Origin of the sequence: Nonomuraea sp. NPDC059007 (genome assembly GCF_042740555.1) — a bacterium.
Classification (GTDB): Bacteria; Actinomycetota; Actinomycetes; order Streptosporangiales; family Streptosporangiaceae; genus Nonomuraea.
This window is the reverse complement of the sequence record NZ_JBHYJD010000089.1, coordinates 1-25,827: the sequence shown is the minus strand read 5'-3', so window position 1 is coordinate 25,827 and position 25,827 is coordinate 1. Positions and strand designations below refer to the sequence as shown.

Genomic DNA, 25,827 nt, shown 5'->3' with positions numbered 1-25,827 from the left:
CCCGGCCGGACCGGGAAGGGGATGTGGTGGGTTCGCCTCGTCCCCAACACGAGGCGAACCCACCCCTACACCCGCCCACCGGGTGCCCCTCCGCACCGGACGGGCGGGCGGACCGGTATCAACGCCCACCTGCACCCCGGATGTCAAGCCCGTCCCGGCCCCCGCGCCGGGACGCGACCCCGGCCCCCTACGCGGTCTTCAGGCCGCGATCGGTCGAGCGGCTGCTGCGGGCCTTGGCCGGGCACGACGGCCGTGACGACGCCGACCACGCTCCGCAGGCCCGGCTCGGCTCGCCGAAGCAGCGGCTTCCCCTGTTCGCGGGCCTGGTCGCGGGCGGTCGTGGGCCCGGCCCCAGGGCCACCACCCGGCCTGCCACCACGCCACCCGCGCCCCGTCCGCGCCCGTAACGGCCCACGTGCCCGTCACCGACCGTTCCGCCGCCATCACCCCCAGCGCCGCCGCATCGGCCGTCACCGGGCCGCACAGCCCCGCACCGCCACCATCACCCCCACCCGCCCCACCCGCGTGCGCGCCGGGCGCGGACGGCGTGGTCGAGGGTGGCGTGTTCGTCCTGGTCCAGCTCACGCCAGGCGCCCCGTACAGCAGCTCGGCCAACGTCGGCAGCACCAGACGGCGCCCTGGCACATCGTGCCCGGCCGGTCCACGCGAAGCCGAGACAGGCACCGGGGCCGACTCAGCCGGAGGCGGCTCAGGCGGCTCGGGCATCTCGCCAGGCTTAGGTGGTTTAGGTGGTTTAGGTGGTTTAGGTGGTTTAGGTGGTTTAGGTGGTTTAGGTGGCTTGGGCCGCTTGGGTGGGCGGGGTGGCAGCGCGTGCTGTAGCTCGCGTGGCCCGCTCGCGCTGACCACCTGCTGCTTACCGCGCAACGCCAGCCATTGGTATTTCACCACCAGAAACGCCCAATCCGGCCAGTCCCGGCGCAGTTCCGCGAGCGCCTGCTGCGCCCACGGCTCCTGCCCGAACGCGGACACCTGGTCCGCCGCCCGCCTCAGCTCGCCTCCCACAGAGCCGCGGAAGGGTCCAGACGGACACCCTCCTCCAGGCGATCGGAGCCCGGTCTTTCGGCCGAGAGCAGTTCTCGGATGCCGCCCGGCTCTTGCGCGTCGGCATTGTGCTCTGCCGAGTTACCGGCCGCCGTGACGTCCGAGGCCGAGCCGGTCGCTTGCCCGGCCAGGGCCAGTTCGGCCCAGACCGCGTGCCCGGTCACCTCGTCCCCGGCCGCCCCTGTCCGGGCCGCGAGCTTGGCCACCCCGGCCAAACCCCGCCCCTCCTCAGCCTCCGGCAGCGGGCCGGGCGTGCGCGAGAAGTCCGGGACCGGGCCGCCGCCCAAGTCGTAGACCACGATCCGCACGGACTGTGTCCCGAGCAGTACCTCGACTACGAAGAAGCCCCGCTCCCGGCCCGAGCAGGTGTGCCGTAGCGCGTTGCTGACCAGTTCGGCCGTCACCCACACCGCGTCCTCCACCCGAGCGGTGTCAGCCAGCAGCTGGCCCACCATGCGGCGGGCGAGAGCTGACTGGTCGCCGCGTCCGGGGAACGCCCGCCGCCACGCCATCCCGTCCCACAAACGCGCGGCGCGGAAGGTGGACATCGTCAGGCCCGGCGCCAGGTCCGGGAACTCCTCCACCGGCGGCGCCTGCCGGTGACGGGGGAAGGTCTGCGGGGGGACGAGGTTGCTCGGCTGGCTCGTGTGCTGCGTTCGCGTGTCCATGGAGTGTCCCTTCCGGTCCGCGTCCCGGCCCGACGCCGGGAGCGGCCAGCACCATCACCCACCTTCACGCCCGAATCACACCCCCAAACCACCACCCCACACCCACACCGCCCCGGCCTGCGGCAACACCACCACGACGGCCGCCGTCGCCACGGCGACCGGCACGTCGACCACCCCACACCCAGACTGGAGCCCCTCCCACAAGACCGCCTACCGTCCCCCAACCCCCAACCCAGGGGGCCGCCGCGCACAACCACGCGCGCCCCGCGCGCCAACGGAAGGGACGTCAGGCCATGTCCGGCACCGGATACCAGACCTTGCTCGACTGCCGACGCCGCAGCCGCTACCTGCGCCAGTACGGCTTCACCACCGACCAGATCGCCGTCATCCTCGCCCTCGACCACCCCGCCACCCCACTGCGCCTGCACCGCTACACAGCAGGGCTCACCGCCGCCCAGACGATCGAGGCCTTTCACCGGCTCGCCGGAACCGCAGGTGCAGGGCTGCGCGAGTCCCGCCTCTACGAGCACGAGACCTGGCCCCAGGCAGGCCGGCGGCCCTCCGTCTCCACGCTCCGGCTGCTGGCCCGCATCTACGACACCCAGCCGGTCAAGTTGCTCACCGCCGAGACGCTGGCCACCTACCCGGCACGAGACCAACGCGCCCTGCGCGCGGACGGCTAAGGTTCCGGCCATCGTCGCCAGGACCTCGCCGTCTCACTCCTGGGCCCTGGTCAGCTAAGGAGCCGCTCGTACACCTGCCGGGCCTGCGCACTCGGCACCGCATCGATCTCCGCCAGCCGCTCCGCCAGCAACTCGAATGAACGCCGTACAGCGGTCGGACGCCCGAGATCGTTCTGCACTGCCATGAGCTGACACCACAACGTCTCGTTGTACGGATCGATGCGCTCTACCGCCAGTCGCAGCACATCCAACGCCCGGCCCGGATCTTCAGCGCGAACCAGCTCGGCCAGCCGCTCGGCGGCGTCCACCGCTTGCCGCTGAGCAGCCTGCCGTACCGGAAGCACCCACAGATCATCACGCCCGGCAAGCAGCGGCCCCCGGTACAGCGCCAGTGCCTCCTGCAAGGTTTCCGCCCGAGCCGGGTCGTCGGTCGTGGTCGAGGCGCGCTGGCAAGCATCGCCGAACCGCCAGACGTCCACATCGAACCAGGCTGCGGGCAGCAGCCGCCGCTCACCGGACTTCACCACGAACCGCACCCCCGCCGCACAACCGGTCGCGTGCCGCATCGCCTGGTTGACCTCTCGCACTGCCGACTCCAACCGGCGCCCGCCACGCTCACCATCACCCGCCCGCAACGCCTCCACGATCCCGTCGGCTGTCGCCCCGTCCGGGGAGAGCGACAAAAGGGCGAACAGATCCCGCGCCTCCGCCCGCCCGAACGACACTTCCCTACCGGCCCAGGTCACCCGCGGCACCCCGAACACCTCGACCTTGGCCTTGCCGGGCGCCACCACGAATCCCGAACCCACCGGCCCGAGTGAGGCCGCCGCCGCTGTTCCCGCGCTTGGCGCGGAACAGGGTGTTCCCGGACCGTCGCTGCCTTGCGCAGAGGCAGGCGCGTCCCTCGTCAGGCCGTCCGGGTCGCCGGCCGGACTCACCTCGGTGGGCTCGGCGACAGGAGCCGGTGCAGCCGTCGCCATCACAACCGGCAGAGACGCCCGGTCCCAACGAGGAGCCTGAATCGGACCAGCGACTGTGGGAGCGCCCGCGTCACGCGGGCCCACGCCCGCCGAAACGAGCCGGGACCGTGCACGCGCGATCAGCGCAGCCGCCAGCACCATCACCAGCATCCCGAACACCAGCGCAGCCCCCAACGGCCCCGTCACATCCGGCCGAGCCCCGGCACCAGGCCGACCCGCCCCCGCACCGGGCGAACTCGCCGGGGAAGGCAGCGAGGCCGATGGCGACTCCGAAGGTGCAGCGGACGGGGACGGCGTTGACGCGCTGGGCGTGGGAGTCGCCGTTGCCACCGGGACCACGCCCGTGTCCGGCTGGGGATCATCCGGTTCACGGGATTCCTGATCCACTGTCAGATCCGGTGCCCGGTCCGTCTTCGTGCTGCCACGGGGCTCGCCCGATTCGCTGTTCTTCGTTGATCGTGTTCCGGGCTCAATCTCAGGCTGCTTGGCCTCAGGTACAGCATCGCCCGATTCCGTGGGGTTCCGGGGCTGCGGAACGGGTGACGTCTCCACGGGCTTGCGGCGGGATTGCTCCAGCCGCTCACCCAGATTCGGCACCCGTCCATCGTCCAAGTCGCCGTTCACCGACGCACACCATCGGTCGATGTCGTATATCTCGTGCGCCTGCCGCGACACCGGCGGACAGTAAGGCTCCGCCTCAGCGGCAGCGCTATTCCAAGAGCAGGCGGTGAGAAAGAACGCGACGGCGACTGCTGGACGTGCGAGCGGGGCCGATCGCCCGATTCCGCTCACTGTGCCAGCTTGTGAATAATCCTCCCGAATCATCAGGAAACCTCCGGAGGGGGTGACAGATACACCTCCGGACTACCGTCATGTTGATCTTGCTAGACTCCGAAAAGAGAACACAAATGACAAAGCCGAGCTCAGCGGCATTCTCCCGGCGATATACCCACGCTCGCCGACTCGGCACATTCCCTTATCTGTGTTCACCTGGGAGGGGAAGACGCCTCACACCATGAGACATCAGACACGCTGAACCTAGCCCCTGCATTCCCGGAAGGTTACGACCGCTGAATAGAGCACCGGGCGTCTAACATGAGCAATCAGCCAACGGCACAACAAGGCCGCACGTTCACAGGGAGATCGATTCCGAGCCGCCCACGATGCAAGACACCGCCTCCTGCAGGGAGAGCTCTTCCCCGGTCATGATCTCGGACCCGCAGGTGAGCAGGTCACGTTCGCGATACCACGCGCTCATCTGCTCACTGCCGAACTGGGCGGCTTGTGGCCGGGTGGCGTGGCGGCGCAGCGTCTCCTCCAGCGAGATGTCCAGGTAGAACAGCGTGGAGGTCCCTCGGTGGTCACGACGCAGGGCGTGCAGCATCTCCCCGTATCGGCTGCGGGTGAGAATGCCCTCTAGCAGCACGTGATACCCGGCGTTGAGGGCGTGGCGGCACATGAGGTCGATCAGCCCGATGTTGACCCCTCCGGGCACATCCAGCTCCCGCAGAATGTCGCGCCGCACCACGTCCTGGCTGATCAATGCGAACCCGCGACGGCCGTAAGCCTCTCGTACGGCGCGCGCGATGCTGGTCTTGCCGGACCCCGCGTTACCGCGCAGGATGATCAATTTCGTGTCAGGTGTGCCGATGACCACATCGGTGACCGTACCGATTCCGGCCGCCCGACGGCGGCCATCGCCACATTCGGTGCCCGCGCCGCGCCAGGGACGACCCAGGACCAGCGCGGCGTGCCGCCGGTCGGGGCGACGCCGTAGAAGCCGCTGTCAGGGCTTGGCGGGGGAGGTTCATGACGTCGTGTCCTCCTGCTCTACAGCAGGAGGGTATGGACAAGGTGCACGGCCAGGGAGAGGGCGGCACGCGCCAGCATCTTCACGAAGGTGCAGTACCCGGGGTTCGTCAGGGGCCTGATCGGAAGCCAAATGGAAGACAGCATCGCGGCTCGGTGGACGATGCGGGCGTAGCTCTGCCGAGGCGTCATGGCGTCACCTGGCCGGAGCGCTCGACCGAAGGTCGGTCGGGTCGGCCAGTCGTGCGGCGTTCGGCTCGCCGCCACAGCTGGCGCGCGCCCGATTGGGCGCAGAATCCGATGATGATTAGCAGGCCCGCTCCGGTCAGGACCAGGAGGGTCCCCGGGTAGTGCCGCCCGAGTGCATCCCATAGCGTGTGGGCGGCGATCAGCGGGAGCAGCCGCTCATAGCGGCGCCACAGGTAGACCATGCCCACTCCCAAGATGACGAGTGCGACAGCGGACCAGGAGAACTGCGCGTGGTAGCTGGCTCGCACGATCGCGGGGATCAGATACACCCACACGATGGGCACGTGACGGCGGGCCAGGCCGGTCACCAGTAGCGCCGCGGCCGTCTCCTCGCCGATCCCGGTCCAGAGGGAGCGGATCAGCAGCTCGGGATAGGTGTCGATACGCGCAATCGTGCCCACCAGGCCCCCGGCCTCAGAGAGCGCCGTGCCCGGCTTGACCGTGATCCCCAGCCATGCCGCGAGCGCGACGACGCCGCCCCCGCTCGCCAGAATGATCGGGAGAGGCACGAGCGTCAGCGGCAGGTCGCGCCCGCGTGGCGGCCACAGCGGTGCCCGGCCGAAAGCTTGGACGGCCAGGATGAGGCACATCCCGGCCGAGGCCATGTAGTACAGACCGTAGGTGACCAGGCTCGGGACGGTGACCGCCAGCACGGTGATGACCGCGCTGACCGCCACGATGCCGACCCTGAGCCAGATCGCCGATCTCGGTAAGCACCAGCCCGCCAGGAAGATGCCTAAGATCATGACCTGGGCCAGGTAGTACGCCGTCAATGCCGCGCTGACGGCGGGCGCTTCGGGACCGAGGGCGGTCCACCAGGTGATCAGCGGGGCGGGATAGGCGAGCGCCAGGAGGATCACCAGTGCGGCCGTCAGCGGCGCCGGTGATGACGCCGATCGGTGCGCTAAGCCTGGATCGATCATTGCGCTCCTCATGATGGGGTCCTTCTCCAGGTTGAGGGTCAGGGTTCGGGGTTGGCGGGCCAAGGCGTCTATCGAGGCGTGCTCGGCCTTGGCCCGCCGGGCGGCCCGGCGCTGATCGTCGCTCGTGACGGCCTGGCCGCAGCCGGTCAAGAGGCTGCGTAATCACCCCATGACCGGGGGGTCTATGCGTCGCCGGGAACCTCGGCTACAGCAGCTGGCAGGTGCGGCGGCTGTCGGGAGCCGTTGAGTGCCGGGCTCGTGCAGGATCCAGCCCGCCGACAGGTCGTCAAGGCTGAGTCAGGTGTATTGACGCAGATGCGACTCGTCGATCTGGCTCAGGTCCAGCCGCGTCACCAACCCGAAGTGATCGCTACCGGGGCCTGGGTCGACGCGGAGCAGGCCGCCCCGTCCGGTGTGCGCGAGCGCGGAATGGTCGCCGGTTCGCTTCGCTACAGCAGCGGCGACATCGGTCATGGCAACGTCGCGGAAGCGCTGGCCCACGATCGTGTCGGCCTGCCAGGCATCGGTCTCAGAAACGCGGGAAGGCATCGAGCGGAGCGATTGTAGGGCTGCATCCGCTCCCACTCGGGCTCAAGCTCCCCAGATACGGGTATGGGCGGATGGTTGATGGCCGTACGGACGGCTTGATCGCGTTCCATACGCTGCAGCAACTCGTCGCGGAGCGAGGTGTTCATGCGGGCACTCCCCTGAGCGAGATGGACAGTCCGTCAGACATCGAGCGCGACCTGCTCGATGCCTGATCCCCGGGCTACTTTGCCTTGCAGCGGCACGCCGGCGACTGCGGTCAGCTCCTCCAGCGTGAGGGAAGCTGTGCCGGGCAGGTCCTCGATCAGTGAGGGCAGCAACAGGGCGGCGCCGACCGCGTCCCACAGGGCGCGATGCGGGCTGCCCTTGGGGACGAGCTGGGCGACCTGCGCGTTGAGGGCGTACTTCTCCAGGAGCCGGACCAGGTTCCAGCGCTGGCTCGCGGGGTGAAAGTGACGGTAGAGCCGGGCGGTGTCAAGCAGGGCGGCGGGCTGGGCTTCGGGCACAAGACGGTGGAGCAGCCGCCAGTCCACGCCGATGTTGTGCCCGACGATGATCCGCTGCTTCAGGCGGCCGACGATCTCAGCACGGATGTCGTCCAAGGAGGGTGCGGTGAACAGGATGTCGCCGGTGAGTTCCCGGGCGATCCATGGGCGGGGCGCGACGATGCGGCCGGGGTTGATCGTGCTGTCCCAGGCGGCGGTCAGGTCCGGGGAGCCGTCGTCCAGCGGGACGATCGCGATCTCCAGGATCTGCTCGTGGTCACGATCCTGGCCGCCGGTGCCTTCCAGGTCGAGCGCCACCAGGGGCGCGGTGGTCCACGGTTGACGCGTCACGGCTTCTCCAAAGTGGTCGGGCGGGGGTGCGCGGTTGCGGTGAGCAGGTTCCGCAGGCGCTCCTCGGCGTGCTCCACCGCCTCGTTGAGGGCGTTGAGATGAACGTCGGGGATGCTCCGGGTGCCGAGCGCTGCGGCGGCGATCAGGGCGACGAGGTCCTGGTGCTGCTGGCCGGTCATGCAGGAGCGCATCGCCGGGTGGGCAAGGACATCGCGTGCGGCGTAGGCGTCGGTGGTGGCGACGTCGATGACGGCGGCGGCCAGGCGGTTGCCGCCCGGCTGGCCCTGGTCGGCCACGTCGAGTGCGGTCAAGGCGAGCCGGGCCCGGAACGCGGCCGTGGTCGGCTCCTGGGCGGTGACCAGGTCGTACGTGTGCGCGAGCACCTGTTCGACCTCGTCCTGCGGGGTGGGCGTGGTGCCGGGGCGGATGGCGATGCGCAGGAGCGAGGCCACGGTGGTTTCCCACGGCTCGACCGGCAGCGTGGAGTCGATCAGCGCGATCGCCTCGACAGGGCGTCCCTGCTCCACCAAGGCCATGATCTTGAGCTGACGGCCGTCAAGCAGCCGATCGCCGATACCGCGGTGGGTGGCCATCGCGGCGGCGGCCTCGCTCCAGCGGCCCTGCTGGGCCAGGGCGCGGGCTCCGTCGATGAGCAGCGCGACCCACAGCTCGGTGCAGACCGCGCTGTGGTCGTGATGGGTGTGGGTCAGGGGCGACAGGTCGACGTCGTGATCGTGGATCACGGTGGCGCGGCGCTGCTGGGCGGCGCCGTAGAGCCGGTCGAGGAGCTCGTAGGCGGCTTGGCCGTCGCCTTCTCGGATGAGGAGCCGGGCGAGGTTGATCAACGGCATCAACGACATGACCGCGATGTCGCGGGGCAGGCTCCCGGCCTCGGCGAAGACCTGGTGCTGCCGCCAGCACAGGTCGGCGGCCATGCCGGGCAGGGCGGCGTCGGAGGCGATGAGCGCGCAGATGTTGAGGACGCCGCAGGCGCGGGCCACCAGGTCGTGGTGGTCGGCGCCCGCGGGTTCAACGGTCAGCGCCGTGAGATCGGCGATCCGCTCCAACAGGGGTTTGCCGGGCGGTTTGGTACGGCAGACCAGCGGGATACGGGCGGCGATCGCCGGGCTCATCACGACGCTGACCCTTCTTCTATGGCCAGTCGATGACGAGGCGGCTGGCGGGCTTGTCGATGATGAAGCGCGGGTCGGCGGCCTTGAGCAGGTCACGGCTGTCGCCTACGGCCATGCGGAAGCCGGGGGCCGGGGCGTGGTTGCCGTAGTCGCGCTCCCATTCCTCGATCGCGGTGGCGACCTGCTCGGCCAGGCCGGCGGCGTGCGGGCCGTGGCCGATGACGCCGATCTGCCAGAAGCGGCCCGCGGCGTCCTCGTCCTCGCGGACGGTCAGGTAGGCCAGGGTGTCGCCGTCGAGCGCGGCCATCGACCCCCACGCGAAGTGCGGTGTGAACCCGGGCCGGGTGCCGGGCATCCGGGATAGGCCGTTGGGCAGGACGCAGGCCAGCCAGAGGTACACCCACTGCCATGGGTCGCCTTGGCGGAACTTCACGCTGGTGTAGGCCGTGTGGGCAGGCTGGTCGAGGATCGTGCGCATCGCTTCGCGGTCGACGAGCTGCTCGCTGAAGGTCTCCAGGTGCACATCGCCTTCGCCGTCGAGCTGGACGCGGGTGTAGATGTCGTCGCCGATGCCCTTGCGCAGGGGTACGAACGTCGCCATCTCGCACGAGACGGTCTTCCACAGGCCGTCCTCGCCGTCGCGCTCGAAGGCGAAGGAGCGGGAGATGCTGCCACGGATGCGCATCGGGATGACCAGACGCCCATCCGGCGCGAGCTGGTCGAGCACCTTGGCCGGGACGTCGCCCGCGCCGACCGTGAACTGGATGCGGTCGTAGGGGGCGTGCTCGGGCAGTCCGGCCGCGCCGTCGCCAAGCACAGCGGTCACGTTGGTGACCCCGGCCGCGTCCACATGCCGGTGGGCGGTGTCGACGAGGTCCTGGTCGACGTCGATCGTCCACACATGCCCGGTGGGGCCGACCAGGTGGCCGAGCAGGGCGGCGTTGTAGCCGGTGGCCGCGCCTGCCTCCAGGACCTGGTGGCCTGGCTGTGCGCCGACCTGCTCCAGTTGGGTGGCCACGATGGACGGCGCTGAGATGCAGGAGATCATCTCGCCGCTCGCGTCGTGCTTGATCGCCACGGCGTCATCCACGTAGGCGGCTTCGACGGTGGCGTCGGGGATGAAGGTGTGTCGCTCGACGGCGCGGAACGCGTCGATGATCTCTGGGGTGCGCAGGTGGCCGGAGTCGGTGTACGTGGCCACCATGGCCTCGCGCAGCGTGCTGGGGTCGACGGTAGTGATGGTGGTCTCCATCCTGGTGAAGGTAGGTGTGACTGGCGAGGAGGGGCTGGCGGACACGGCAGCGAGGTTGTCTTGTCCGAAGACGACCTGCCAGCCGAGCCAGGCCGCCGCGGCTTGCTCGGCCACGGACGTGTTGGCGCGGTTGAACGCGAAGATGGCGTGGTGGGCCAGGACCACCCGTAGCCCTCGCACCAGGTGCCCGCCTTTGGCGAGCCGGGCCAGAGCGCGGCCGGCATCCTCGAACGCGGCCACGCGCTCGGCCCAGCCCGGTTCAGGGCAGGGCCGTTGGGCGGCGTCGGCGTTCATGAGGCGCCGCATCGCGGTGATCGCCGCTGCCCGGCGCGCTTCGGCGGGAGAGCCGATCGGCGGGCGGAGGGCGCTGACCTTCGCCCACACGTCGCCTACCTCGAACGCGTCAAGCCCGGCCGCCCGGCACATCGCCGACAGCAGCAGGATGCACCGGCCGCGGCTGTCGGGGTTGCCGGTCTGGGCCAGCGCGGCCAGGCTGTCGGCGACGAACACCTCGTGGGCGACGGCCATGCCCTGAGGGCCGCCGAACGCATCCGTCTCGGGCTCGTAGATGCCGCCAACCCATCCGGCCACCACCTCATCGGCCACGAGCTGGTCGAGGAGAACGCCCACGGGCTGGTCGGTGCGCAGCCGCAGCCCGCCCTCCTTGCGCAGGAAGTGGAAGTGCCGTCCGGCCAGCGCGTTCGACAAGGCGAACGCCGCCTTCGGGCTCACCCCGGCGCCGCCGGGGAAGCTGACCGTGGCATGCCACCATTCAGCTTCGGCTGGTGGGGCCAGGTTGTCCTCGTAGCTGTCCATGTCGTAGCTCCTGCTCGGTCGGGTTCGAGTCGGCTGGTACGGCGGCGGGGGTCAGTGCAGGAGCAGAGCGCAGGTCCAACCGGTGGCGTTGGAGCCCTCCAACGCCAGTTGCGCCCCGGCCCGCCCTTCCAGAAACCCCGGCTTGGACAGTTCGGTGATCCCTTCGGCCAGACGGTGGCGGACGTGCTGGATACTCGCGGTGAACTGGTCGGGGGCGGTGCTGTCGGCGGCGATGGCGGTGGTGGCCGCCAAGATTCCGGCCCAGCCGTGGCACAGCGAGGCGTCGGTCACCCGGTCGAGCCGCTCGGCGTCGGCAAGGGCCGCCACGGCGATCTCCTCGGCCTTCTCCCGGCGGGCAGGAGAGCAGTGCGCGAGCGCGGCCAGTTGCAGGGCGCGGGCGATCCCCAAATCCCCGTAGCACCAAGAAGGCCGATGAGGCGGCACCAACAGAGGCTTGTCGCCGGTGAGCTGATCGAAGGTGGTCCAGTAGAAGCTGCCGAACTGCTCCAGCCAGGTCGAGAAGGTGGTGATGGCCTCGCGCTGGCCGTCGACGTGGATGCCTCGGCGGGCGGCCAGCGACAGCAGCGCCAGTGGCCCGGCGATGCCGTGCGCCACGCCGTTGTTGCCGTGGCCGCCGAGCACAACGGCCTCGTGTGTGGGGCTGTCCGGCGACCACCAGCCGGGCAGCATCCGACCGCCGACCTCGACCGGGCACGCCAGCGACACCAGGTGAGTCAGGACCTCCTCCAGCAGGCGTGAGGAGCCGGGCCGGGCCAGCAGCAGCGCCCCCAACCCAGTCAGGCCACTGATCAAGTCGAACTCCGCCAGCGGCGGTAGTTGCCGGGCGAGGCGTCGTTGGCGGGCGGCGGCCAGGCGGGCGGCCACGACCCGGTCAACGCCCGCCCGCACGTCGCGGTCGATGCGCCCGGCGCGGCTGAGGACGAACTCCAGCGCCGGGGCGCCGTGATACAGGCTCGCGTTGGAGCCGGTACTGACCCCGCCGCAGACGGCCTCCTCCAGCAGGGGGCGCGCGCCGGCCAGGTCAGCGTGCTCGATATGCAGCAGCGCTCGGCCGAGCGCGCCCTCGGCCAGCGCTTGCGTCGCCTGGCCGGTCATGACGTCGACTCCACCGAGATGACGATGCTGTGCGCCCGGCCGCCGAGCCACCCATCGGCATCAGGGGGCGGCGCCTCGAACAACACCGCGACCGGATGGCCGCTCAGGTGCGCGCGCAGCACGTCCAGATCCATCTCCCGCGTCAGGTCCAGCGGCAGATGCTGGTCATCAAGGGCCAGCAGTATCCGCTCGGGCATCCAGGTGCGCGCGCGCCAGGCGTGCAGGTGCTCGGCCCACTCCTCCAAGCGCGCCGCACGGCCGGGCAGCTTCCGGGCCTGGAGCTGCCAGCGGGCGGCCACCAGCACGGTGCGCCGGTAGTGCACAGCGGGGGTGAACGGCAGCGTCCACGCCGCGCCCCAGTCGAACCAGGTCACCTGCGTGGTGGCGGCGCGGCTGATCTCGGCTAGGAACCTGACCAGCGGCGGCGTGTAGTTGTTCCACAGGAAGTTGATCGCCGTGGGGGCCAGCAGCTCGATCTGCTGGCCGGTCGCGGCCACCGACAGATACAGGTGACCGTCGCGAGAGCCGACCACCAGATCACGCGGGTGCAGCACACCCTCGCCCGTAGCTCGGTGTTCGCCGACACTGACCACCTGCTGCAGGACGTGCGGCGCCCGGGTGAGCAGATCGGCCTCGGCCCGGGTGGGGTGGAACGACAACTGCGCCGCCAACGCACCGGGCGCGACGGTGGGCAGGGCGCCGTATCCGGCGGCCAGGCCGGGCAGCAGATGCCAGAACCGTCCCGTCATGGAACCGGCCGCGCGGGAAACAGTCTGGACACGCAGCCGGAAGTCACCCGCATCCAACGCTGCGACGGAGCGGGCCTGGACCTGCGCGCACACCTCGAAGTGCGGCGCGGGCGCGAGGGTGGTGAAGGGCTCGGCCGCGGCTGCCTCCAACTCCTCGACCATCGCCTCAGGCAAGATCACCGCACGGTCGCCCTCGACGGCGGCGGTCCCTGCCAGGCCCAGCAGGAGCCGGTCGCGACGCGACATCGGCCTGGGCGACTCCGCCAGAAGGCCGAACCCATCCGGCAGCCCCAACCCGCAGTCGGGGTCGGTGAGCTGCTCCACGGGCACCTCGGTTTCCTGGCCGAACCGGTCGACGAACCGCTCGGCGTAACGCCGCCAGGCCGGAGTACCTGCGGGATGGGTCGCGAGCCTGGCCAGGACCGTCGCGGCGGTCTCCATCTCGACCGCGACTGACGCTGGTAGCCGCACCTCGGCATCCAGCCGCAGGTCCACTGCCGTGCGCTCGCAGGCGGCCAAGAGCGTGGGCGGCACGACGGCGGCCGGATTGGGGATGGTGGCCGGCGCACGCAGCCGCGAGCGCAGCAACCGCGTCCGCAGCAGCTCAGCAACCAACTCCGCGCGGCGGCCGGGGGCGACCTGCGGGAACTCCGCGGCGAGCTTTCCCAGCAGGGCCGCGTGCGGGATCGGGGAACCGGCCGCCTGCAGCACCAGCTCCACCGCAGCCGTAGCGGCCAAGGAGACCTCATCCGCGCCCTCGGCCGGAACATGGACACGGCCGTCGCGCACGCGGGCAAGGTTGTTCACGCACACCTCGACGTCGGCCATCGCGCCCTCGCCGCTCTCCCACGCGGTGATCGCCGCATCCAAATCGGTGGGCTCAGGCCGGGTAACGGCCTCGTGCGCATCCCCGACACGCACAAGCGCCGTGTCGCCGAACGCGACCTGGGCGACACCGGCGAACAGGCCGAACGGGGTGGAGCGGTGCGCGTAGCGCAGGGCGTAGCGGGCGATGGACAGCGCCGCACGGCGTGCCCGGCGGGCGTTACTCACCTGCCCGCCGAGGATTGCCTGGACCTGGCGGGATAGGTCGGGGCTGGCGTTGCTGACCGCCTGCCGGAAGGGCTCATCCTCCCATGCCTGGGTCAGCCATGACCCCCACTGCTCGATCGAGGAGCCCGGCTTCGGCCAGCCCGGAAGGACAGGAGGAGCCGGATGCGCGGTGGCGCGCAGCATTCCGGCGCCGGTGCGCCGATACCGTCTGATTCGCGTCCGCGTCATCTCTTCCGCTCCGTCCTGGTCACCATCCGGGCTGGGCTGCAAGCCCGGGTCCCATCGAGGGGGGACCTGGGCTGGTGGAGTTACGACGTTGTGCAGGCGCTCGGGCAGGAGCTGCCGCACGTGTCACCGGTGCCACACCTCAGCGAGGTGTTGGCCGCCGGGGTGTTCTCCACAAGCCTGATGTCGAGGTTGAACGGGTCGAACGCCGCTTCCGCGCTGACGCCCTCCTCCGCGCTGAGGCTCTCGTCCACGCGGGCAACCTCGTCCGCCTCTTCCGTGGTCGGCTCGATGGTCAGAGTGCTCATGACGTCTGCTCCTGTCCTGCGATGGGGGTTCTCGAAGAGAGGGCACCTGCTGCCGCCTCCGTCTTCCTCCTCGACCGGCCACCACCCACATGTCCCGCCAGACAGGCGGGAAGAACGATGTGCGACCAGCGGCCGGGACAAGGTCTTGGGGTGTGGTGATAGCGCCAACGGATCATGGGGCCTCCAGAGCAGGCAGGCCGAGCTGCCGGAGCTGATACCTCAGGGGAACGTCAGCCGCATCCAAGGCGGGCTGAACCGGCTGGGCGACTGGCCTGGTCCTCACCCTGATCGAGACGGCACCCCAAGCGGCCTCACCAGGTAGACAGGCCATCCACTGGTCGGCCGACCCGCCGAAATAGCGGATCTCCATGCGCCTGGGCTCCGCCATCTCCCGCCCCCGCGACTCCAGCTCGCGAGCGACGCGCTCGCCCAGCTCGGTGAGCGCCACCCTCGCCGACTCCGCTGGTCCTCGATCCGGAACGACCTCGAAGATGAGCTGGACAAGCAACTCGTGCCGCGACACCGGGGCAACGGGCAGATAGCCGGAGAGCTGGGAGAGCTGGGAGAGCTCAGGAAGCATGCGCTACTCCTTCGCCACGTCGACGGCCGACACGATGTCTCCGAACGCCGCATTGGTCAGCGCGGCGGCCAACTCCTCCAGCAGACCGCCCGGATCGGAAGGGACCGGGGCGGGCACCACACCACTGCGCTTGACCCTCTGGCGCCTGGTCCGGGACTTGAGCCACGCGGTGCCTCCACAAGCCTCCTCACGCGAGGTGGGCTTGCCCGATGGGCCGACATAGGCGATCTCGAAGTCCTGGTCACAGAGCTCTAGCCCATCCGCTCGGATGTGATCGGCGAGCTGACGACTGACCTGGCCAAGCCTTTCCAATGCGACCATCCGGGCATCGCGGCCAGCCGCGACGGAGAACTTCACACGCACGATGTGGTCATAGATGCGCCACGAAGGCCGAGTGGGGCCGGTCACTATGCCACCTCCGTCCGCTGGCGCGGGATGAAGCGGCCACGACCACGGCCTATCGAACCTGCGGCCCCCACAGGGCCGTCGCCGCCCCCCTCGCCAGATTGCGCGCACCAGACCTGGCAGGGACGGAGATGCTGATCGTCGTGGTCGTGGCTGTTGAACCGGTCCGCTTCACCCTGGGCGGGGCAACTGGCTTCGGGCGCCGAGCGGTCGTTGAGGTGCACCGGCTCCGGCCGGACGTCTTCGTGTACCACCCACTCCACCACAACCTCCGCCGCGCGCAGCGTGCCGAGGTCGCAGGCCATCAACGGGGCGACGGCGTGCGGGCCGAGGTAGAAGGCACAGAGCTTCTTGTTCCATACCAGTTCCATCTCCAGCCACAGGCCCGGAGATGGAATGGCTGGGACGAGCTCGGGCGGTGCCATGGCAGGTGTCCTCCAGTTCGAGGGGGCGTCAACGGGCTAGGGGCGGCGGGCCGGGCACCATGGGGGCAGTGCCCGGTCCGCCGCTCAGCGACCGGGTGGTGTGGCAGCAGGCTGCCCGGTCGCGCGGATGGGGAAGCAGGCGTGAGGGTCGGGCATCAGACCGCCTTCCCGTTCATGATCTTCTCCCACAGCTCTTGGGCATCCCTTTCGCTGCTAAGCGGGCCGTCGAAGGTAGCGGCGTCGTCGGCTCGGGTTCTGGCGGTGCGGCGGATCCAGTGGAGGCCGGCACGGGCGCACAGCTCATACATGACGCCAGCCACCTGTCTGGACTTCTGGACGCGGGGGTCGCGGTCGAAGCGCGTCGGGTTGGCTTCCGTCCAGTCGACCTGCTCGACGCCCTCATCGTCGAGGTCGTCATCGTCCGGCCAGGGCATGGCCACGGGGTCACTTACCTTCCGGGAGCAGGACCGAATCTGGCCACGGCGGCCAGGAAGTGCGCCGGTCCGACGTCGTCTTTGACCTCGTGTGGTGGTCGCCACTGAGAGGCTTCGACCAGGCCGGGCTCCAGCAACTCGAACCCGTCTAGGAAGCCGGCGATCGCCTCGATGCTGCGCGGGTAGATGGAGGCGATCTTGGAGTAGGCCGCAACCCCCTCCCCGAGTAAGTCGCGGGGCAGCAGGTCGCCGCGTGCATGCGTGAAGATCACAAACCCTCCGGCCGAGCAGCGGTCGGTATAGCGGCGCAAGACCGCGGCGGGGTCGTCTTGATCGGGCCAGAAATGCGCGACAGCCGCCGCGATGACTGCCACCGGCTGGTCGAAGTCCACCAGCTTGGACGCCTCAGCCAGCACGAAGTCGGCGTGGCGGACGTCGGCCTCCACCATGATCGCCTCGCCCGTGACCTCCAGCAGCGCGCGGCCGTGGACGGCGACCTGGCGATCGTTGTCGACGTAGACCACGCGCGGTTCACGCTGGACCTGGCGTGCTGTCTCCAGGGTGGTCGCCCCTGTTGGCGAGGGCAGCCCGCACCCCAGGTCAAGGAACTGGTGGACGCCTTCCTCACAGGCCACCTGGATGGCGCGGGGGACGAACGCTGCGTTGGCCATGGCCGCCTGCTGGAGTTGGGGAAGGATGCCGAGAAGCTCGTCCACCACGGCGTCCTCGTTGAGGTAGTGGTTCTTGCCCTTCAGGAACCCGTCGTAGGTGCGCGCGATGCTGGGCTGCTTCGCGAGAGGGGGTGTCCCTGCGGAGGCTTGGTTCTCAGTCATCCGGGGTTTCCTTCGCCGACGGGTTGGTGCCTCCGAGCGCATGCTCGAATTCGCCGAGGAACTGTGGGCCGTCTGGGACGGACTTTCCGCCCGCGGCTTCGGCGGCGCAGCCGACGTTGCGGCCGCAGCTCGTGACCGTGGGCTTCCGGTCCGCATCTTCTGGCCGGATGGCGCCACGCGCTGAGCTGTCTGTGTTGGCGCAAGCGAGACTCTTCGACACGAGGTCCGGTCCCTTCAGCCAGCTCGGATGCAATGGATGGACTTGCATCGTGGCTGGTGAGCGGCGACATCTCCACGCCGTGGCAGCGCCTCCTCACGGCCTTTCAGCGCCCTTTCAGCGCCCCTTCGGCGACTTCTTCGTTCTCGGTTGTGGATCGTCTTCCCCGCCGTGCATCGCGGCTCTACCGTGAATGGCGGAGCCGCGTCCTGTCCGGTAGGAGGACCAGCGTGCAAGTCATCGTGCTGAGGCAACTTGCCGAAGAACGAGACCTCGTGCATTACGGCCGCTTCGCCCGGCTGTTCGAGCGGACGGCCAGGGAAGTGGGCTACCGCGATCTGACGATCAGCGATCGGCAATGGGATCGGTGGCTGTCCGGCCGGTTGAAGGGACTACCCCATCCGAGGGCTCGCGAGGTCCTCGGCCACATCTTCGGCAGACCCGCAGCCGAGCTGTTCAGCCTCCTCACCGACATCGACACCGTCGCCCCCGTCTGCGTCGATGCGGCTTCCATCCTGCGGGGTACACCTGTCGAAGACCGCGCCAGAGGACTGTACGAATTGATGATGGAAGCCGCCGACCGTTCGAGGGAGGCCGCCGGCGACGCGGAACTCACGCTCGGCGGTGCGGCCATGGAGCAGCTGCAAGACGACGTCATCCGGCTGGCCAGGACCTTCCTCCAGAGCCCGCCCATGGTGCTCTTCCCCGAGCTCGTTGATGTGCGCGACCAGATCGCCGCCCGGAGGAGCCAGACCCGTAAGCCCGCGCAGCTCGGAGAGCTCAACTTCATGTCCAGCGTGGTCGCCGCGCTGTTGGCCGAGGCATGCATCGACCTTGGGGAGACCAAGATGGCACGCGACCATGCTCGCGCGGCCTGGTCCTTCGCCAACTCCATCGATCACGTTCCGCTTGCCGTGCACGCGCGCGGACTGATGGCCTCCAGCTCCTACTGGGCAGGCCATCCCCAAGACGCCGTCATCGCGATCACTAGAGCTGTCGAACAGCGCCCCGTGGGGCTCGCTGCGGCCCGGGTCCAGAGCATAGCCGCGCGGGCCTGGTCGCACGTGGGCGACGCTGACAAGACCGTGCAGGCGATCCGGGCCGCGACCGAGGCCCGCGCCAACGACCAGGGCGGCGACGAACTTCAGGCGATCGGCGGGGTGTTCCTGTGGGACGAGGTCAGGCAGCACCGCTGTTTCAGCACCGCCCTACTGCAGTTGCTTCACCTGCGCGATGGTGCATTCGAGCCCACGGCGGTGCGCCGCTTCACCGGGCAAGTGCTGACCCACACTCAGCAGGCACTCGACATGGCCAAGGCCCTGCCGCAGGACGAGCGATCTCAGATGGTCGAGGCCACGATCGGCATCGAAATGGCCACAGCTTTCGTGCTACTCGGCGACCTCACCAACGCCCGCGGCTGCCTCGGCGGGGCGCTTCAGCTCCCCGCCGACATGCGGTCGTTCCCCGTCCTGCAACGGCTGGGCGGGCTGCGTGTCAGGCTCGCCACCCTGTCGGAGCGGGCGGCGCGGGACCTCGGCGACGACCTGGCGATGTTCGTTCAGGGGAGCACCGTTCGCGCGCTGCCCGCCGGGTCCTAGCGGGCGTCCCAGGCGGCCAAGAGCTCGGCTTCACGCTCGGGTGCGATGCCCAGCTCGGCGGCGCGTTCATGGTCGAGGAGCTGCCCGGCGTCGCTGAGCCACTTCCACGTGTCGGCCACGCTGGTCGCCAGTGGCCGACACTCCAGGCCCGCCGTACGCGCGTGGGCCGCGTCCAGCCGCCATGTGCCCGCGTACGGTCGCCACAGCGGCAACTCCACCCATTCACGGACGCCGTGCCGGATGAGGAAGTCGTGGTCGACCCATTCCAGACGGGCATCGCTGCCGGTCGCCTGCTGGCAGGCGTCGAGCAGCTCACCGAAGGTGGCCGATTCGATCGGGGCGGCCAGGTTGTACGAGCCCGCCCGCTGCCGCTCGGCGGTGTCCAACGCGAACGCGGCCACGTCGCGAACGTCGATCGGCTGAATGGGCCAAGCAGCGGTACCGGGGGCCAGTACGCGGCCACCGCGGGCGAGACGTCGCAGCCACCACGGGACCCGACCGACGTACTCGTACGGGCCGATGATGACCCCTGGCCGGAGCAGTGCAGCGCGGTCGGGGAACGCGGAGGTCACAGCCTGCTCGCAGCCGACCTTCTCGCGGCCGTACTTGTCGAGCCCGCTTTCCCCAGAAGGGGGTTCTGGAGTGTAGGTCCGCAGTGGGGAGGCGTCATCGAGAGGAGTGGTCGGCCAACCTCGGTAGACGTTCACCGTCGAGGTGAACACGTAGAAGTTGGCAGCACCAGCCAGGCAAGCGGCGGCCGTCTCGACCATGGCCGGGGTCATGCCGCTGGTGTCCACGACGGCATCCCACGGGCCGCTTGTGGCGAGGTGCGCCAGGTCGGTGCTGTTGGTGCGATCTCCGCGTATCGGGGTGGTGCCGCGTACATCCTTACCGGACCGGCCACGGGTGAAGGTCGTGACGATGTGCCCGCGCTCTATCGCGAGCTCGGCCAACGCCCGTCCGAGGAACCACGTGCCTCCAAGGATCAGCAGTCGCATGGCTCGATCCTGGCGCACTGGGCCGGAGATGGCCATCGAGCGGGCCGAGACGTTGGTTGGAGCCTTCTCGGCATAGAGGCATAAGGCAGGCACACCGTGACAGCTCAGCTAGCCCATCGCGCAGAAGGAGCCACGCCGTGACAGCAATGCCCCTCATGGTTGCCCTTGCCCTGGCCGCCTTCGCCGGTTTCGGTAGCGCCGCCTATCAGATGCTCAGCGAGCGGGTGGATCTCCGACGCAACCCCGCGCCCGGCCGATTTGTCGCTGTCAGGGGCCGGCGGCTGTACGTACAAGCTGAAGGCGAGGGTGGCCCGACCACCGTCATCCTGCCCGGTATGACTGACAACGGCCTGGGCTGAGTCAACGTCCGGCGGGGACTGGTACCTGGACGTCGGGTTTGGCAGTACGACCGAGGCCATCGTCTGCCGTTCGTTGCCTTAGGAATCCAAGGTCTTCGGCCGCTCGACCGGCTCGGCTTCACCGCCGCCTCCGCCCGAGGTAGCGACGTCTGGCTCGGGACTTCTCGCAGGCCGGATCGGTGTGCGCGGACGGTCTTCTCCAGGGCTAGCGAGACAGGGGCGGTCTGGCTCGTGGCTACGGCGTCCCTTGCGAAGCACTCGAACAGAATCGGAATTCTCGCTTGGCCGTTTAACATTTATAGACCGGACCGGAAACAGGGTTGCCGTCCAATTTCAAAGCCGGATCAGATCATTTCCTGTCGGAGTTTGGAGTATTTACAAGAGGAGCAAACGGCGATAAGGGCGATCAGGCAGAATATTCTCGATGCCGAGACAAGGCGTAAATAGTGACCGCGACAAGAGGTGGCCATGGATGATCCGGTACTTGAGCGCGCTCTCGTCGCCCTGGTGGAGGACGAACTGGCTAACCCCGAAGTCGCCGAATCCATCCAGGACCTGGGTGTCGATCCCGGCCGTCTCCATGAGACGGCAACGAGCATGATCGACTCGCTGCTCGTCGAGACCCCGCAGGAATACCAGCAGTACAAGCACGCTCGGGCGCAGCATGAGGTTACTGTCGAGGAATACATCGGCACCGCCGCCAACGACCCGTGGAGCCAGCTTCTGGCTGTTGTGTGGCCATTATGTGGCGCCATCGCTGTTTGCTTGCTGGTCGTTCGGGCTCTTGTGAGTGTGTGGTGGGAGCCCTGGGCGGTGCTGGCCGAGGTGGCGTGGCTCTGCGTGTTCTTGGCACTGTTAGCCGCCGGGGTCAGGAAGGTGCGCACGACTCGGCTGGGCGCGCGCATCATTTTGAATGGCGACCCTGTCGCACGGCAACTCGCCGCCGCTCGCACCCGTTTGATCGGCGCCATCTCCTCGTCTGCGCAGGGCCTCACTCAGGTCGTGCGGTACGCGATCAATGATGCCCGTGAGGACCGCCTTGAACGGGACTACGCGGTCCAAGACAGCACCGGGCTGCGTGATTTGCACGGGTCCGACTACTACGTGCCCACCTCTGTCTGGGACGACATTGAGGCCCTGCTCGCCGGCATGAACGGCGGCAGTGTCGGCATCGCTGGCGTGCGCGGAACGGGAAAATCGGCGCTCATCCGTCAATACTGCGCCACACCTCAGAAACTGCCTTCCCATGTCACCTGCCTGGTTTCGGCGCCGGTCGACTACAGCGGGCGTGACTTCGTGCTGCACCTGTTCGCAGAGGTGTGCCGTGCCAGCGCGAGGCGGTTCAGGAACCCGCACCGTACCTGGAGGCAGCATAGGCGGTGGTCGTCGCCTCGCTGGCTGCTGTATATCGTGCTCAACCTCGTTCTGTTCCTTGGCCTGGCAGCCGGGCTGATCTGGGTGGCTCACCTAGACCACCTGCTCTCAGCGGCCGTCATTCTCCTGATCCAGGCCGTGATCGGGCTGTTCCTGGTGGTCAGCTTGGTTCACGATGGCCACTTGGTCTATCGTCGCCACCTGCTGTTCGCCACCGAGCGTCGCCTGTGCCGTCGGGCCCTGCGTGATCTAGCCCGCATCCGGTTCCTGCAGACCAACACCACCGGTTGGTCGGGGGCGATCAAACTCGGCGTCGGGCTGGAAGCTCAGGCTTCCGGCGGTTGGTCGCGCGCCGAGCAACCCCTCAGCTATCCCGAGATCGTCGCGGAGTTTCGCGCCTTCACCCGGGCTGTGGCGCGCTATCTGTCCCGCACTGGTGCCAGCGTGTACATCGGCGTTGACGAACTGGACAAAATCGGCTCGGCCACCCAGGTGGAGAAGTTCCTCAACGAGGTAAAAGGCATCTTCGGCATCCCGGGTGTCTACTTCTTGGTGTCGGTCTCCGACGATGCCATGACCGCCTTCGAGCGTCGCGGTTTCCCTTTCCGGGACGTTTTCGACAGTTCCTTTGATGAGATCCTGCGCGTCTCGCCCCTCACCTACGCCGAGTCCCGTCGCCTGCTCTATCAACGGGTCATCGGCCTGAACGAACCGTACGTGGGCTTGTGTCATGTCCTGGCCGGCGGCCAAGCCCGCGACCTGATCCGCATTGCCCGCCGCCTCGTCCGCCTGGGTAATCCTCAGACGAAACTCTCCGAACTGTGCCTCGAGCTGGTCGGACAAGAGCTCCACCGCAAAGCCCTGGCCACCCTTCACCACCCGGCCGTCCAGAACCAGCCGAATCTGCTGCGCCACCTCCATCACCTCACCGGGGTGGTCGAGGAGGTGGTGCCACCTTTGGCCGACATTCTGACCACCCTGTCCGCCGACCCCCTCGACGACGACCAGCAAGCTGGCGAGACGCGCCTGGAGTTTGCCTGCTACGTCTATTTCTGCATGACGCTCCTGCAGGTGTTCAACGACGCACTCGACAAGGACCACATGGACCGCGCTACCCAACCGATCAACCATCCGGCCACTTTCGACCGCCTGGCCAAGGCCCGCACGGCCTTCGCCGTGAACCCGCACCTGGCCTGGCAGCTCATCGACGACTTCCGCAAAGCGTGGCCATTGCCCCTCAGCCCATCGCCCGCGCACACACGGCCCTGAAGGAGACCGCAAGAAGCCGTGTGAACGGGTCAGGCCGGGTTGGTGGCAAGGACCACGTAAGCGGTCAAGCGGCCGAACTTGAGGGTGCGGGCGGCTTCAGTGACTGAGACACCATCGCCGACGAGGCGACGCAGGGTGGCCCGTTTAGCGGGGTCGATGACACGGCGGGCTGTCGTTCCAGGCGTTTCAGCACTACACCGCCAGGTCGCCGAGGGATGCGGTCGCGGTGATCGAGGTCGCTCAGATACAGGACCAAGTCCCAGGCAACGCCCATGTACACAGCCATGCTGGCAGCGTGGGCTGCGCGCTCCTACTCCGTGGTCGGCGACCGGCAGTCGTGTGAAAGGTCATTGGGGCAGGCGCCAGGCACTATCGCTCGGTCCCCACGATGCCGACTTGCCGTGCCCGTATTGGATCATCGAGGGAGAGATCGAGATGATCGCGAGATCGTTCGCGCTCCAGTTCGGCAACGACGTACAACCCAGCGGCACATTGAGATGGCGGCCGCGACCTACTCGGTCGCAGGCTGGAGCGGTAGACCCATCCAGACTCGGTGCGTAACCTTCCTGGTCATCGCGCGTAAGCTCCACTGCTCATCGCCTCCTTTCGTTCTGCTCAGCGAGCCAGCCGGCGAAGCGCTCCGGCCAGACGATCGCGATGCCGTGGTCACGGCACGCGCGGACCAGGTCGCCATCGGCTGGTTCGCGTTCGCAAGCGATGACGGGATGAACGCGCCCCGCCGATGTGGCCAGCCCGGTCGTGTAGTGCAGCACCTGGCCGATGGCCAGCCGCATCTGCTGGACCTCGTTGGCGTCGGTGAGGCTCTTGACCTCGGCGATGTAGAGATCGCGTGTGCCCGCGACCCAGCCAAGGTCGTATTGGCTCTCGTGCGGGGCTGGGCGCAACGGCGTCAACCCGGCCGCCAGCAGCGCCTCGGCGAGCTGGTTCTGGACACGGTTGTGAGCGCGAAGACCCCGGCCAGCCAGATCGGGATCGCGCCCGCCCCCTTCGCGGGTGACCGTCGCGAGTTCGGTGTGCTCGTCGACCGGCTCGTAGACACGCCCCACGCCAGCGTCGGTGTCAGCGGGATGCACGCGGTAGCTGGCATGGACTTCGCCGTGCTCGGCATTGCCCCGCGGGTGTTCCTTCCACCAATACTGGCCGGACAGCTTGCCGAACAGGGGCGCCTCGGGCCGGTAAGTCTTGAAGTGCCCTCGGCAGAGGTGGAGCGCGGTGCCCAATCCCTCGGCGCTCGCCTTCCCCTCGCGCTCCAAGGCCTGGGTCACGGGTTGGATGTCCAAGACCGAGTATCGGGTCAAGGGGACACCGCGACGTTTGTGATGCGCTCGTGACTGCTTCTCGCCAGGAACCTGCACAACGATGTCGACGTTCTTGCTGTGCATCAACCCGAACGTCATGGCCAGGGTCGCTACGGCGATTCCGTACCGCATGACCAGCTGCTCGCAGAGGTTCTCCACGATGCGCGGGTGATCGGGGTCCTGGGGGAAAGACATCTTGGTGTAGGGAGTGGGCAACTCGCCTTCTGCGATGTAGCGGCCGTCTTCGCCCAGAAACCACGTCATCAGGGCAAGGATGAAGGGTTTGCCCTTGTCCCATTCGACGAACAAGTTCGCCTCCATCACCCAGCCGCCCTTGTTTCGGGGCTGGCGGGACACCGCCCAGCCGAAGGCGTGATATCCCATCCAGTTCTCGACGCCCTGCACCTCCACGAACGTGCACTCGTGTGGCGGCACCACGATCACCGTGGACAGCATCGTGTAGAGATCTTCGGGGCGGGTGTAGGTGTCGGTGAGGTAGCGGGCGACGTTCTCGGCCGCGATCACCTTCGTCTAGCCCAGCATGTCGGTCCGCAGTCCCTGGCCAACCTTGGCCCGGATGCTGCGAGCGGCCCACTCACCGCCGGGCTCGAGCAGAAGCTCGTGGAAGGGCTCGACAGTATCTTCCCAACCCGGCACCCGGCTCGTTGCCAGGGCAAGGTCGTAGTAGCTGGGCGCAGACGCGCCCGCAGCCATAATCCGATCACGCAACCGGGTCATCGATCCCCACCTTCACCCACGATGGCCAAGGAAGACACCACCCCACAGTGACGTACGGCTACGACACTTTGCGTCGCGATATCCCCACAACCTCGTCCGGCCCTCGCTGACATTTCGATGACAGATGACATTGTCGGCGGCATCTTCGAACTGACGGCGAATGTGGGCCACGAGCGTGATCGCCAAGCCCAGGCAGGTGATGACGTCACCTACCTGGTTCAAGTGCCCAAGCAACTGCAGTCGTTGGCTGAGCAGACACGCCGCGGACCGGGCGTCGTCCGTGCCACGCGCATGCTCCGTTGAGCGCCACGGCGTCGGCCCGTACCCTGCTGAAAGCAGCACGCGCATACCGCCTGGTGGCCGCCCACGGCTACGGACCGCCCCACCCTGCTCTTTGCGCGATCGAGGGGGCGTCACGAGCTCTAGAGTAGGAGTAGATTGATCTTTACTCCGGGAGCGCTATGTCATTTCCCCCTGCGCAGCAGCCGGTCGCGATTGAGAGTCTGCTCCATCGACGAAGCGATCTGTCGACCTTCCTCGTCCATCTGACACGTGATTCGGCTGATGGAACGAGCGCGCGGCTGTCCCTCCTAGGCATCCTGGGTGCTCAGGAGGTGCGAGCCCTCAACAGCTTTGGCCCGGCGGCTTCACTCGTCAAAGGCACAAAGTACGAGGACAGCCAACGTGTTGTCTGCCTCACAGAGACACCCCTTGAGCACACCTGGATGATGTGCCAACCGATCGCCGGCCGAAGCGTCCAGCTCTCCAGCTACGGACTAGATCGCTGATGTGAAATTCGGGTTAGTGGTCGTAGGCGGTCAGGGACCGTTTTACGGGTGCGCCGGTGTTCCAGTTGTGCCAGATGGCGGC

The 25,827-nt window shown here is 68.4% G+C and carries 26 protein-coding genes; 7 read left to right on the top strand and 19 right to left on the bottom strand.

The features are described from left to right. Positions 1–140 precede the first annotated feature (140 nt). Positions 141–407, top strand: a complete 267-nt coding sequence (locus tag ACFWY5_RS56335; RefSeq protein WP_379626883.1) for a hypothetical protein — start codon at positions 141–143, stop codon at positions 405–407. A gap of 600 nt (positions 408–1,007) precedes the next feature. Here the strand turns inward: ACFWY5_RS56335 and ACFWY5_RS56330 are convergent. Beyond that, positions 1,008–1,730 carry an ATP-binding protein gene (locus ACFWY5_RS56330; RefSeq protein ID WP_379626881.1) on the bottom strand — a complete coding sequence of 241 codons (723 nt, stop codon included), beginning with the start codon at positions 1,728–1,730 and terminating at the stop codon, positions 1,008–1,010. A 293-nt stretch (positions 1,731–2,023) separates the two neighbouring features. Here ACFWY5_RS56330 and ACFWY5_RS56325 point away from each other — a divergent pair, with 293 nt between their 5' ends. After that, the gene (locus tag ACFWY5_RS56325) at positions 2,024–2,413 is read left to right on the top strand and encodes a hypothetical protein (RefSeq protein WP_379626879.1); all 390 of its coding nucleotides are present in this window, start codon (positions 2,024–2,026) and stop codon (positions 2,411–2,413) included. A gap of 50 nt (positions 2,414–2,463) precedes the next feature. On the opposite strand, the gene ACFWY5_RS56320 is transcribed toward ACFWY5_RS56325, so the two are convergent. The 15 genes from ACFWY5_RS56320 to ACFWY5_RS56250 form a co-directional block, all read right to left on the bottom strand. Beyond that, a complete protein-coding gene (locus tag ACFWY5_RS56320; RefSeq protein ID WP_379626877.1) occupies positions 2,464–3,222 on the bottom strand; it encodes a BTAD domain-containing putative transcriptional regulator in 759 nt (252 codons plus the stop codon). 1,303 nt (positions 3,223–4,525) lie between these two features. Then, positions 4,526–5,050, bottom strand: a complete 525-nt coding sequence (locus ACFWY5_RS56315) for an AAA family ATPase (protein WP_379626875.1) — start codon at positions 5,048–5,050, stop codon at positions 4,526–4,528. 340 nt (positions 5,051–5,390) lie between these two features. Then, positions 5,391–6,524, bottom strand: a complete 1,134-nt coding sequence (locus tag ACFWY5_RS56310; protein WP_379626873.1) for a CPBP family intramembrane glutamic endopeptidase — start codon at positions 6,522–6,524, stop codon at positions 5,391–5,393. Positions 6,525–6,671: 147 nt separating this feature from the next. Next, positions 6,672–6,923: a hypothetical protein gene (locus tag ACFWY5_RS56305; protein WP_379626871.1), complete on the bottom strand. Its 252-nt coding sequence runs from the start codon at positions 6,921–6,923 to the stop codon at positions 6,672–6,674. A 179-nt stretch (positions 6,924–7,102) separates the two neighbouring features. Next, positions 7,103–7,756, bottom strand: a complete 654-nt coding sequence (locus tag ACFWY5_RS56300) for a 3'-5' exonuclease (protein WP_379626869.1) — start codon at positions 7,754–7,756, stop codon at positions 7,103–7,105. Next, on the bottom strand, positions 7,753–8,889 hold the full coding sequence (locus ACFWY5_RS56295; protein ID WP_379626867.1) for a hypothetical protein: 1,137 nt from the start codon (positions 8,887–8,889) through the stop codon (positions 7,753–7,755). Before ACFWY5_RS56295 ends, ACFWY5_RS56300 begins: the two co-directional genes overlap by 4 nt. Before the next feature lie 19 nt (positions 8,890–8,908). Next, on the bottom strand, positions 8,909–10,957 hold the full coding sequence (gene fxlM, locus ACFWY5_RS56290) for a methyltransferase, FxLD system (RefSeq protein ID WP_379626865.1): 2,049 nt from the start codon (positions 10,955–10,957) through the stop codon (positions 8,909–8,911). A 51-nt stretch (positions 10,958–11,008) separates the two neighbouring features. After that, positions 11,009–12,073, bottom strand: coding sequence for a lanthionine synthetase LanC family protein (locus tag ACFWY5_RS56285; RefSeq protein ID WP_379626863.1), 1,065 nt, complete (start codon positions 12,071–12,073; stop codon positions 11,009–11,011). After that, the gene (locus ACFWY5_RS56280) at positions 12,070–14,103 is read right to left on the bottom strand and encodes a lantibiotic dehydratase family protein (RefSeq protein ID WP_379626861.1); all 2,034 of its coding nucleotides are present in this window, start codon (positions 14,101–14,103) and stop codon (positions 12,070–12,072) included. Before ACFWY5_RS56280 ends, ACFWY5_RS56285 begins: the two co-directional genes overlap by 4 nt. Positions 14,104–14,183: 80 nt before the next feature. Further along, the gene (locus ACFWY5_RS56275) at positions 14,184–14,408 is read right to left on the bottom strand and encodes an FxLD family lanthipeptide (RefSeq protein WP_379626859.1); all 225 of its coding nucleotides are present in this window, start codon (positions 14,406–14,408) and stop codon (positions 14,184–14,186) included. Between the two features lie 172 nt (positions 14,409–14,580). Then, a complete protein-coding gene (locus tag ACFWY5_RS56270) occupies positions 14,581–14,988 on the bottom strand; it encodes a hypothetical protein (protein ID WP_379626857.1) in 408 nt (135 codons plus the stop codon). A gap of 3 nt (positions 14,989–14,991) precedes the next feature. Continuing rightward, the gene (locus ACFWY5_RS56265; RefSeq protein WP_379626855.1) at positions 14,992–15,351 is read right to left on the bottom strand and encodes a hypothetical protein; all 360 of its coding nucleotides are present in this window, start codon (positions 15,349–15,351) and stop codon (positions 14,992–14,994) included. Positions 15,352–15,395: 44 nt separating this feature from the next. Continuing rightward, positions 15,396–15,818 (bottom strand): hypothetical protein, encoded by a 423-nt coding sequence (locus ACFWY5_RS56260; RefSeq protein ID WP_379626853.1) that lies wholly within the window; start codon positions 15,816–15,818, stop codon positions 15,396–15,398. 155 nt (positions 15,819–15,973) lie between these two features. Next, positions 15,974–16,258 carry a hypothetical protein gene (locus tag ACFWY5_RS56255; protein ID WP_379626851.1) on the bottom strand — a complete coding sequence of 95 codons (285 nt, stop codon included), beginning with the start codon at positions 16,256–16,258 and terminating at the stop codon, positions 15,974–15,976. An 8-nt stretch (positions 16,259–16,266) separates the two neighbouring features. Beyond that, positions 16,267–17,085 (bottom strand): SAM-dependent methyltransferase, encoded by an 819-nt coding sequence (locus tag ACFWY5_RS56250; RefSeq protein ID WP_379626849.1) that lies wholly within the window; start codon positions 17,083–17,085, stop codon positions 16,267–16,269. 40 nt (positions 17,086–17,125) lie between these two features. Between ACFWY5_RS56250 and ACFWY5_RS56245 the strand changes: the two genes are divergently transcribed. Further along, entirely contained in the window at positions 17,126–17,269 is a 144-nt protein-coding gene (locus ACFWY5_RS56245) for a hypothetical protein (protein ID WP_379626847.1), read from the top strand. Positions 17,270–17,532: 263 nt separating this feature from the next. Continuing rightward, positions 17,533–18,900 carry a hypothetical protein gene (locus ACFWY5_RS56240; protein WP_379626845.1) on the top strand — a complete coding sequence of 456 codons (1,368 nt, stop codon included), beginning with the start codon at positions 17,533–17,535 and terminating at the stop codon, positions 18,898–18,900. On the opposite strand, the gene ACFWY5_RS56235 is transcribed toward ACFWY5_RS56240, so the two are convergent. Continuing rightward, positions 18,897–19,898, bottom strand: a complete 1,002-nt coding sequence (locus tag ACFWY5_RS56235; RefSeq protein ID WP_379626843.1) for an NAD-dependent epimerase/dehydratase family protein — start codon at positions 19,896–19,898, stop codon at positions 18,897–18,899. The genes ACFWY5_RS56240 and ACFWY5_RS56235 overlap by 4 nt on opposite strands. Positions 19,899–20,035: 137 nt before the next feature. Here ACFWY5_RS56235 and ACFWY5_RS56230 point away from each other — a divergent pair, with 137 nt between their 5' ends. Together ACFWY5_RS56230 and ACFWY5_RS56225 are read left to right on the top strand one after the other, a co-directional pair. Further along, a complete protein-coding gene (locus ACFWY5_RS56230; RefSeq protein WP_379626841.1) occupies positions 20,036–20,257 on the top strand; it encodes a hypothetical protein in 222 nt (73 codons plus the stop codon). Between the two features lie 468 nt (positions 20,258–20,725). Continuing rightward, on the top strand, positions 20,726–22,900 hold the full coding sequence (locus ACFWY5_RS56225; RefSeq protein WP_379626839.1) for a hypothetical protein: 2,175 nt from the start codon (positions 20,726–20,728) through the stop codon (positions 22,898–22,900). A gap of 593 nt (positions 22,901–23,493) precedes the next feature. On the opposite strand, the gene ACFWY5_RS56220 is transcribed toward ACFWY5_RS56225, so the two are convergent. Both ACFWY5_RS56220 and ACFWY5_RS56215 read right to left on the bottom strand, forming a co-directional pair. Next, on the bottom strand, positions 23,494–24,744 hold the full coding sequence (locus ACFWY5_RS56220; protein ID WP_379626837.1) for a hypothetical protein: 1,251 nt from the start codon (positions 24,742–24,744) through the stop codon (positions 23,494–23,496). Positions 24,745–24,750: 6 nt separating this feature from the next. Beyond that, positions 24,751–24,957, bottom strand: a complete 207-nt coding sequence (locus ACFWY5_RS56215; protein WP_379626835.1) for a hypothetical protein — start codon at positions 24,955–24,957, stop codon at positions 24,751–24,753. Between the two features lie 117 nt (positions 24,958–25,074). On the opposite strand from ACFWY5_RS56215, the gene ACFWY5_RS56210 reads away from it, so the two are divergent. Then, positions 25,075–25,260, top strand: a complete 186-nt coding sequence (locus tag ACFWY5_RS56210) for a hypothetical protein (protein ID WP_379626833.1) — start codon at positions 25,075–25,077, stop codon at positions 25,258–25,260. Positions 25,261–25,827: the final 567 nt, after the last annotated feature.